Below are 8,863 nucleotides of genomic sequence, written 5' to 3' on the forward strand. Positions count from 1 at the left end.
ATTAAGCATTGTCAGCAAACGGGAGGCAGCACGGTGTATCTGAATTCCATACAATTGCAGCATTACCGCAACTATGAACAGCTGGAAGTGAAAACAGACAGTCAGGTCAATCTGTTTGTCGGCCCCAACGCCCAGGGAAAAACAAATCTGCTGGAAGCGATATTTGTGCTGGCGTTAACCAAATCCCATCGTACCAGCAAAGACAAGGAACTGATCGGCTGGCAGTCCAGCGACGCAAGAATTCTTGGGGAAGTGGAGAAAAAATACGGTACGCTCAAGCTGGATCTGACCTTGTCTACTCAAGGCAAGAAGGCCAGAATCAATGGCCTGGAGCAGCGGAAGCTGAGTGATTTTGTCGGATCGCTTAATGTTGTCATGTTCGCACCCGAGGATCTGGAAATTGTAAAAGGAACACCTGGCATCCGCAGGCGGTTCCTGGATATGGAAATCGGCCAGGTGCAGCCTGGTTATTTGCATTCGCTGGGACAGTATCACAAAGTGCTTTTGCAGCGTAACAATTATTTAAAAGCCTCCTCCCCGTCAAGCTCCCAGCAGGCTATGCTCGACGTGTGGAATATGCAGCTTATTGAGTATGGTGTTAAAATTATGAAAAAAAGGCAAAGCTTTATTCATAAGCTGCAAAAGTGGGCTGAGCATATCCATTCCGGCATAACGGCGGGGGCGGAGGAATTGACAATTGTCTACCGTCCCTCCTTCGATACGGACGCTGCGGAAGAAGATTCTGTTTTATTTGAGCAATTTATGATAAAGTTAACACAGGTAAAAGATCAGGAACTGCGCCGTGGGATGACGCTTGTCGGCCCCCACCGTGATGATCTGGCCTTTTTTATAAATGGCAAGGAAGCTGCCGTCTACGGTTCACAAGGGCAGCAGCGTACAACCGCGTTATCGCTCAAGCTGGCTGAGATTGAACTCATTCATGAGGAAATCGGAGAATATCCGCTGCTGCTGCTGGATGATGTTTTATCGGAGCTTGACCAGAATCGGCAGACACAGCTGATTGAAACCTTTCAGAGCAAGGTACAGACCTTTATTACCACAACAGGTCTGGAGAGCGTCGATGTGAGCAAGCTGCAGGGCTCTCGAATCTATCATGTCCGCAATGGCGATGTCATTCTTTAATGCGGCACGAACGAAGGGTGGAAGCTATGTATATACATTTGGGCGGAGAAAAAATAATTCGCGCCGCGGAGCTCGTGGCGATCTTTGATATTTCCATCGAACAGTCCTCCAAGCTTTCCAAGCAATTCGTAGCTCAAGCCCGCAAACGCAAGGACGTTGAAGTGATCGGTGAGGAAGAGGCAAAATCAATCGTGGTCACCCAGCAAAAAATCTATTATTCCCCGATATCTTCCTCCACATTGAAGAAGCGATCGCATCATTTCGCGACCAACTAACTGTATTCGGTAGACCCGTAAGCTTAGCTTATGCTCGTATAGAGATTTAGGATCAAGGGTGCGTCTTTTTCTATCTGCCGCCAGGGCATTTGAGGTGCAATTTCTCACGAAAGCGCCGAAGATTATGGTTACGAAGTTGCGTTTTCCCACGAGAACGCTCAGGTATCAAGCATTGAGAGGAGCAGTGAATTCCAGCATGTCGTTGAACCAGAATACGTATGATGAAAGTCAAATACAAGTCCTGGAAGGTTTGGAAGCTGTTCGTAAGCGTCCCGGGATGTATATCGGCTCCACCAGCTCCAAAGGTCTTCACCATCTCGTATGGGAGGTTGTCGACAACAGTATCGATGAAGCGCTGGCTGGTTACTGTGACCGGATCCTGGTTACTGTGCATGAGGATAACAGTGTAACCGTCGTCGATAACGGCCGGGGGATTCCCGTCGGGGAGAATGCCAAGCTGAAAAGACCAACTGTTGAGGTCGTATTGACCGTTCTACATGCCGGCGGTAAATTCGGCGGCGATGATTCCGGTTATAAAGTGTCCGGGGGCCTTCATGGCGTCGGAATATCCGTTGTTAACGCTCTGTCCGAACAGGTCATTGTGACCGTCAGCCGCGAAGGGAAAATTCATCAACAGGAGTACCGCCGGGGAGTTCCTCAGTATGACTTGAAGATAATCGGGGAAACCGAAGAGACCGGAACCACCGTTCATTTTAAGCCCGATGAGGAAATTTTCAAAGAAACAACAGTCTTTGAATATGAGGTTCTGCAGTCGCGTATACGAGAGATTGCTTTTTTGAATAAAGGCATTGAAATTGTACTGCTCGATGAGCGCACAGGCGCGACCAATACGTACCGGTATGACGGCGGTATTATCGAGTTTGTCGAGTATTTGAACCGTAATCGCGAAGCTCTGCATCAGCAGCCGATTTATGTGGAAGGCTCCAAGGATAATATCCAGATTGAGGTCGCCCTGCAGTACAATGACAGCTACAGCGAGAATATTTATTCCTTTGCCAACAACATCAATACCCATGAGGGCGGGACGCATGAATCCGGCTTTAAAAGCGCATTGACGCGAATCATCAACGATTATGCCCGCAAGATGAATGCCATCAAGGATAACGATTCCAACTTGTCCGGTGATGATGTGCGTGAAGGGCTGACAGCGATCATATCCGTCAAGATTCCCGAGCCGCAATTTGAAGGGCAGACCAAGACAAAGCTCGGCAATAGTGAAGTCCGCGGTATCGTGGAGTCCTGCTTTGCGGAGAAGCTCCAGGAATTTCTGGAAGAGAATCCGGCTGTCGCTAAGAAAATCATTGAAAAAGGGCTTCAGGCCTCCCGGGCCCGCGAGGCAGCCCGTAAGGCGCGTGAGCTGACCAGACGCAAAAGCGCCCTGGAAGTCAGCTCGCTTCCGGGCAAGCTGGCAGATTGCTCCTCCAAGGATGCCTCTATAAGCGAGTTGTACATCGTTGAGGGTGACTCGGCAGGCGGTTCCGCCAAGCAAGGACGGGATCGTCATTTTCAAGCCATCCTGCCATTGCGGGGGAAAATTCTCAACGTCGAACGCGCGCGGCTGGACCGGATATTGGGTAATACCGAAATCCGTGCGATCATTACTGCACTGGGTACAGGCATCAGCGACGACTTTGACCTTGCCAAGGCGCGTTACCATAAGGTCATCCTAATGACGGATGCCGACGTCGACGGTGCCCATATACGGACCCTGCTGCTCACCTTCCTTTATCGTTACATGCGCAAAATCCTGGAGGCCGGCTTTATCTACATTGCCCAGCCGCCGCTGTTCAAGATTGAACGCAATAAGGTCATCCGGTACGCGCAAAGCGAGAAGGAACGCGACGATATTATCGCGGGATTCGGTGAAGGCGCCAAGGTAGGCGTACAGCGGTACAAAGGTCTTGGAGAAATGAATGCTGTGCAGCTATGGGAGACAACCATGGACCCCGAAAGCCGTACTATGCTCCAGGTTTCAATTGAGGATGCCATGGAAGCCGATCAGATGTTTGAGACCCTTATGGGCGATAATGTCGAACCACGCCGCGAATTTATTCAGCAGTATGCCAAACTTGTCAAAAACCTGGATATCTAACCAAAAACAAAAAACCGCGCTCGCTTGAAACGAGTGCGGTTTTTTTATGCCAACAACGAATGGGAAGGACAGGTTCACGAACGTTTTTTTGCGGATTTGAAGCGTCCGTAGAGGAGGCCGTAACGATATATTTTTCGAAATACCCGTTTATCCGGAAGTTTACGAAACAGGAACGGGTCGGGCAGCGTATTTACTTCCAGAATCCACGGCTTGAATGAGGTATCTACAGCGACATCGACGCCTAATTCTTTAAGTCGTGGATAATCGTTTTGCAGCTGTCTGGCTACGGAGACGCCCAGCTTCCGCAGCCGGCTTTTAAGATTTCTAGTTTGAACCTTGGTGAGATGGCTTTGCATTAATCGTTCGATGGTCATAGGGGTACCCCCGCTGTGATAATTCGTAACGATTTTGGAAGGATGGCTGAGCCTGCCGATAATGCCCGTTGATTCCCACTCATGCCTGTCATTTTTTTGAACCATGACGCGAATATCGAATCTTCTCCCTTTGTGCTTAAGGAGATGGATACCCCTCTGTACCAGATAAGTACGGGATTTTATGACCGTCTGCAGACTTGCTGCCATGGCCTCGAATCCTGAAAAGGTCCTGATCCGGGTACCGAGTTGGTAGGTGTATTGATTCTCTAGCTTTTCGACCCGAATAACGCCGCTGCCGAAGGTGCCTTGATCGGGTTTCACATAAACCATTTTATATTCGTTTAGCATTGATCGGAGTGTTTCGCTGCTCCATTTTTTCGTAGTGGGGATGGAATCACGCATTTCTTCTGACTTTACCAGGGAATTTGTTTTCGCCCATTTGCTTTTTACACGTTGGATCGCCAAAGCGGCTCCGCCTTTCGGAATCTATTCTTGACCAGTGGTGAAATACAGCGCATGCAGGAGACAGAGGTGAAAAACGATGGTATAATAGGGATTATGCCTATTTTTGCTTTCTCCCTGTTTGAACCGGAATATGCCTGTCAAAATCCATTCCCCATCAGTTTATGCGATAGCGTTAAAGTGGAAAGTGCATTCACCCATAATTTGGAGTTTATTGGGCCTTTCTGCAGATTTATAACAGCGCAAGGTTTAACCTCGGCAGTATTGTGAAATGACTATAAGGTTCTTTCTATGTATCCCTCGTACAAGCATTCAACGAAGAAACCTGCAAGATTTCTCTGCTGAATCATTTATGATAATCAATCAAGAAGTATTTTAGGAGGACCACAATGGCTGAAGAACATCGTTCGCAAGTAGTAAATCGCGATATCGGCGTCGAGATGCGGGATTCGTTCATGGATTATGCGATGAGCATTATCGTGAGCCGTGCGCTCCCCGATGTCAGGGATGGCCTAAAGCCGGTTCATCGACGCATTCTGTTCGCGATGTCGGAGCTGGGCATGTCCCCGGACAAGCCATATAAGAAATCCGCCAGAATCGTCGGCGAAGTTATCGGTAAGTATCATCCTCATGGAGACTCGGCTGTTTATGAAACGATGGTACGGATGGCGCAGGACTTTTCGCTGCGTTATATGCTGATTGACGGTCATGGAAACTTTGGATCCATTGACGGTGACATGGCAGCGGCTATGCGTTACACGGAAGCTCGCTTGTCGAAGATTGCTATGGAGATGCTCCGCGATATAAACAAAGAGACGATCGATTTTGCACCCAACTATGATGGGGAAGAAAATGAACCTGTCGTTTTGCCCGCGCGCTTTCCAAACCTGTTAGTCAACGGGGTTACCGGTATCGCGGTTGGGATGGCCACCAATATTCCCCCGCATAACCTGGGTGAGGTTATTGACGGTGTTCAGGCGCTCATCCGAAATCCGGAGATCACGCCGCTGGAACTGATGGATTATATCAAAGGCCCGGATTTCCCTACAGCCGGTTTCCTGATGGGGCGGGAAGGGCTGCGTCAGGCCTATACTACGGGACGCGGGTCGGTGACGATGCGCGCACGAGCAACTATAGAAGATAACAATGGCAAAGGACGAATCATCGTCCATGAACTGCCTTATCAGGTCAACAAGGCACGCCTCGTAGAGAAAATTGCCGAGCTCGTTCGAGAGAAAAATATTGACGGAATCACCGATCTCCGCGACGAATCCGACCGCAACGGGATGCGGGTGGTCGTGGAACTGCGCCGTGATGTGAATCCCAGCGTTGTTTTGAACAATCTGTACAAGCAGACCCAGATGCAAATGAATTTCGGCTTTAATATGCTGGCATTGGTGAATCACGAGCCTCGTGTATTAAATCTCAGAGATATTTTGTATTACTATTTGGAGCATCAAATTGAGGTTATCCGCCGCCGTACCGAGTTCGATCTCAGGAAAGCGGAAGCCCGCGCTCATATTCTCGAGGGCTTGCGTATCGCGCTCGATAATCTGGATGAGGTCATTTCTCTAATCAGAGCATCACAAACTACCGATATTGCCCGCGAAGGGCTGATTTCCAGATTCTCTCTCAGCTATGATCAAGCCCAGGCGATATTAGAGATGCGACTGCAGCGTCTCACAGGGTTGGAACGGGAGAAAATCGAAGCGGAATATGAAGAGCTGCAGAGGAAGATCGCGGAGTATCGTGCCATTTTGGCCGATGAGCAACTTGTTTTGCAAATCATCAGCGAGGAACTGGAAGAAATCAAAGCCAAATTCGGTGATGAGCGACGTACTGAGCTTATGGCAGGTGAGAATGAAATCCTCGACGAGGATCTCATTCCGCGGGAAGATGTGATCATTTCGGTAACCCATTCCGGATATGTGAAACGTCTGCCTGTTTCCACGTACCGCAGCCAGAAGCGCGGCGGCCGGGGAGTCATCGGTATGGATACGAAGGATAACGACTTTGTTGAGCATCTATTTGTATCCAATACCCATCATTTCCTGTTGTTCTTCACGGACAAAGGTAAAGTTTACCGGTTGAAGGCCTATGAGATTCCGGATTTGAGCCGCACAGCACGGGGAACGCCGATTATTAATCTGATCCAGATTGAAGCGGGAGAAACCGTCAATGCGGTCATTCCGGTTGAAGAGTTCGATCCGGACCTTTATCTGTTCTTTGCCACCAAACAGGGCGTTGTGAAAAAAACACCGCTTGATGACTATTCCAACATCCGTAAAATCGGATTAATCGCCATCAATCTGCGGGACGATGACGATTTAATTGGAGTCAAGCTGACCGATGGCAACCAGGAGATTATAATGGGGACTAGCCAAGGAATGTCTATTCGCTTCCCTGAGCAGGATGTGCGCCCAATGGGTCGTTCGGCAACAGGTGTCAAAGGAATCAACGCGGACGATGGTGATTATGTCATTGGCATGGATGTTGTCGTGCCAGAGAATGAGGTTCTGATCGTAACAGCCAAAGGCTACGGCAAACGGACGCCGATTAATGATTACCGGATACAGAGCAGGGGAGGCAAAGGAATCAAAACCCTCAATGTGACCGAAAAGAATGGCCCGATCGCCAGTCTCAAAATGGTGCATGATGATGAGGATCTAATGATTATGACCTCGCTTGGAACGATGATCCGTACAAGTATGGGCGGAATTTCCACCATGGGCCGGAATACGCAGGGAGTCAAGCTGATCCATATTAGAGACGACGATTCTGTCGCTACTGTGACACGTGTAGCCAAGAGCGATGAATCGGATATCATCGATGCGATCGGCGAGGACCAGGAATCCCCGGGACAATCTGAAGCCATGCAATCGATTGATACAGTAGATACACCTTCTGATGAATCGGATGAATCCTGACCTGATGTGCATGAGGACATAATATGGAGATGAGAGCTATGGCAACAGTAGCAGTTTCGCAAATCAAGCCTGGAGACAAAATTGCTCAAGACGTTCTTACCCCTCTAGGAAGTGTCCTCTTTCACAAAGGTAAAATTGTAACCGCGCGGGAACTGCAAATACTTCAGTCATTTCTGGTTCCGAGCGTTGTAATCAACTCTACTGATGATAAGAATACGGATGAAGATTCCAGTGCCGATAAAACGTCGGACTCCAATAAGCAATCAGTGAAGGCTGCATCTCCATTAATGGAGCAGTATGACCTCACGGTAGCTCTGCTCAAAAGAGTGTTCGCCCAAGTGAACAGCGGCGTGAATATTCCTATACTGGATATCCGGAATCAGCTCGAAGCTTTATTGCTGCATATCGGTGATTACAAAATATTGAATTTTTCTCCGGCTTCCGTTAATAATAACGATTATTTATTTCACAAAAGCGTGATGTCGGCCATGAGCTGTTATATGCTGGCTCAGTGGAATAGTTTTCCCAGAAATGAGTGGATGCAGGCGGCACTTGCCGGCTTGCTTCACGATATTGGCAATGCCAAAGTGGATTCTGCTATCCTGAATAAGCCGTCGAACCTGACGACCGAGGAAGTCGAAGAAATGAAACGCCACACGGTTAATGGCTATCAGCTTCTCAAGAACGTGACCGCTCTTACAGAGGGGGCGAAGCTGGCAGCGCTTCAGCATCATGAGCGTGTTGATGGAAGCGGCTACCCCCTTGGTCTGGAGGCTCAGAAGATCCATCCATTCGCGAAGCTGGTTGCGATCTCTGATATTTTTAATGCGATGACCATGAAGCGGGCTTACCGCAAGGCGACCTCTCCTTATGTGGTGCTTGAGCAGATTCAGAAGGACTCCTTCGGGAAGCTAGAGCCGGTCTATGTGCAAACCTTTATTGATAAGGTTACACAGTTTCATAACGGCACCCTTGTCCGTTTAAGTGATAACCGGATCGGCGAGATCGTATTCTCCGACCGCAATGCTCCTACCCGTCCGTGGGTGAGTGTGAATGGAACGATTATTAATTTAACAATAGAGCGGCAGCTCTTTATAGAGGAGATTATACCTAAAACAGATTCCTCCAAATAATTGTTGACGTTCAAACTCAGGCTGTGTTATATTACTCCTTGCCGCATTTTTGGCAGGCTAATATAGCACAGTTTTTTATGTGGAAAGAAAAGAAGTAAATTTACTTTTTTTCAAAAAAGTACTTGCAATGAGCTAGGCGGATGTGATATATTAATCAAGTCGCCGCTGAAGCGAACGACGAGAGCCTACGAAGCAGGAAAGCCTTACGGCGCCTGCAAGAAGAAGCATTTGTTCTTTGAAAACTGAACAATGAGCGACCTGTCAAACAGGTTTTAAAGAATGAGCTGTTTTAGCTTATCTGTAAGTCACGAGATCTTCGGATCTCTTTTATGGAGAGTTTGATCCTGGCTCAGGACGAACGCTGGCGGCGTGCCTAATACATGCAAGTCGAGCGGATTTCGTTGAAAGCTTGCTTTCAACGGGGTTAGCGGCGGAC

At 48.5% G+C, this 8,863-nt stretch carries 7 protein-coding genes and 1 rRNA gene; 7 read left to right on the plus strand and 1 reads right to left on the minus strand.

The annotated features are described in order from the left end of the window. Positions 1-33 precede the first annotated feature (33 nt). From recF to gyrB, 3 genes are all read left to right on the plus strand, one after another. Positions 34-1,143, plus strand: coding sequence for a DNA replication/repair protein RecF (gene recF, locus AC0YOA_RS36040; protein ID WP_475790649.1), 1,110 nt, complete (start codon positions 34-36; stop codon positions 1,141-1,143). Between the two features lie 26 nt (positions 1,144-1,169). After that, positions 1,170-1,418 (plus strand): extracellular matrix regulator RemB, encoded by a 249-nt coding sequence (remB, locus tag AC0YOA_RS36045; RefSeq protein ID WP_189000361.1) that lies wholly within the window; start codon positions 1,170-1,172, stop codon positions 1,416-1,418. A gap of 196 nt (positions 1,419-1,614) precedes the next feature. Next, the gene (gyrB, locus tag AC0YOA_RS36050; RefSeq protein WP_210046595.1) at positions 1,615-3,531 is read left to right on the plus strand and encodes a DNA topoisomerase (ATP-hydrolyzing) subunit B; all 1,917 of its coding nucleotides are present in this window, start codon (positions 1,615-1,617) and stop codon (positions 3,529-3,531) included. A gap of 74 nt (positions 3,532-3,605) precedes the next feature. Here gyrB and AC0YOA_RS36055 read toward each other — a convergent pair whose 3' ends face one another. Next, a complete protein-coding gene (locus tag AC0YOA_RS36055) occupies positions 3,606-4,370 on the minus strand; it encodes a YheC/YheD family protein (RefSeq protein ID WP_475790650.1) in 765 nt (254 codons plus the stop codon). Positions 4,371-4,436: 66 nt separating this feature from the next. Between AC0YOA_RS36055 and AC0YOA_RS36060 the strand changes: the two genes are divergently transcribed. The 4 genes from AC0YOA_RS36060 to AC0YOA_RS36075 all read left to right on the plus strand — a co-directional run. Continuing rightward, entirely contained in the window at positions 4,437-4,637 is a 201-nt protein-coding gene (locus tag AC0YOA_RS36060) for a hypothetical protein (protein WP_475790651.1), read from the plus strand. 119 nt (positions 4,638-4,756) lie between these two features. Beyond that, positions 4,757-7,294 (plus strand): DNA gyrase subunit A, encoded by a 2,538-nt coding sequence (gene gyrA, locus AC0YOA_RS36065; RefSeq protein ID WP_475790652.1) that lies wholly within the window; start codon positions 4,757-4,759, stop codon positions 7,292-7,294. A 38-nt stretch (positions 7,295-7,332) separates the two neighbouring features. Next, a complete protein-coding gene (locus tag AC0YOA_RS36070) occupies positions 7,333-8,427 on the plus strand; it encodes an HD-GYP domain-containing protein (RefSeq protein WP_475790653.1) in 1,095 nt (364 codons plus the stop codon). Positions 8,428-8,753: 326 nt separating this feature from the next. Further along, a 16S ribosomal RNA gene (locus AC0YOA_RS36075) occupies positions 8,754-8,863 on the plus strand; the annotation flags it as partial.

The organism is Paenibacillus sp. JT22N12, assembly GCF_056269365.1.

Bases quoted from the DNA above. Each gene is read 5' to 3' on its own strand.
- gyrA (WP_475790652.1), top strand. From the start codon at position 4,757: ATGGCTGAAGAACATCGTTCGCAAGTAGTAAATCGCGATATCGGCGTC.
- AC0YOA_RS36070 (WP_475790653.1), top strand. From the start codon at position 7,333: ATGGCAACAGTAGCAGTTTCGCAAATCAAGCCTGGAGACAAAATTGCT.
- gyrB (WP_210046595.1), top strand. From the start codon at position 1,615: ATGTCGTTGAACCAGAATACGTATGATGAAAGTCAAATACAAGTCCTG.
- remB (WP_189000361.1), top strand. From the start codon at position 1,170: ATGTATATACATTTGGGCGGAGAAAAAATAATTCGCGCCGCGGAGCTC.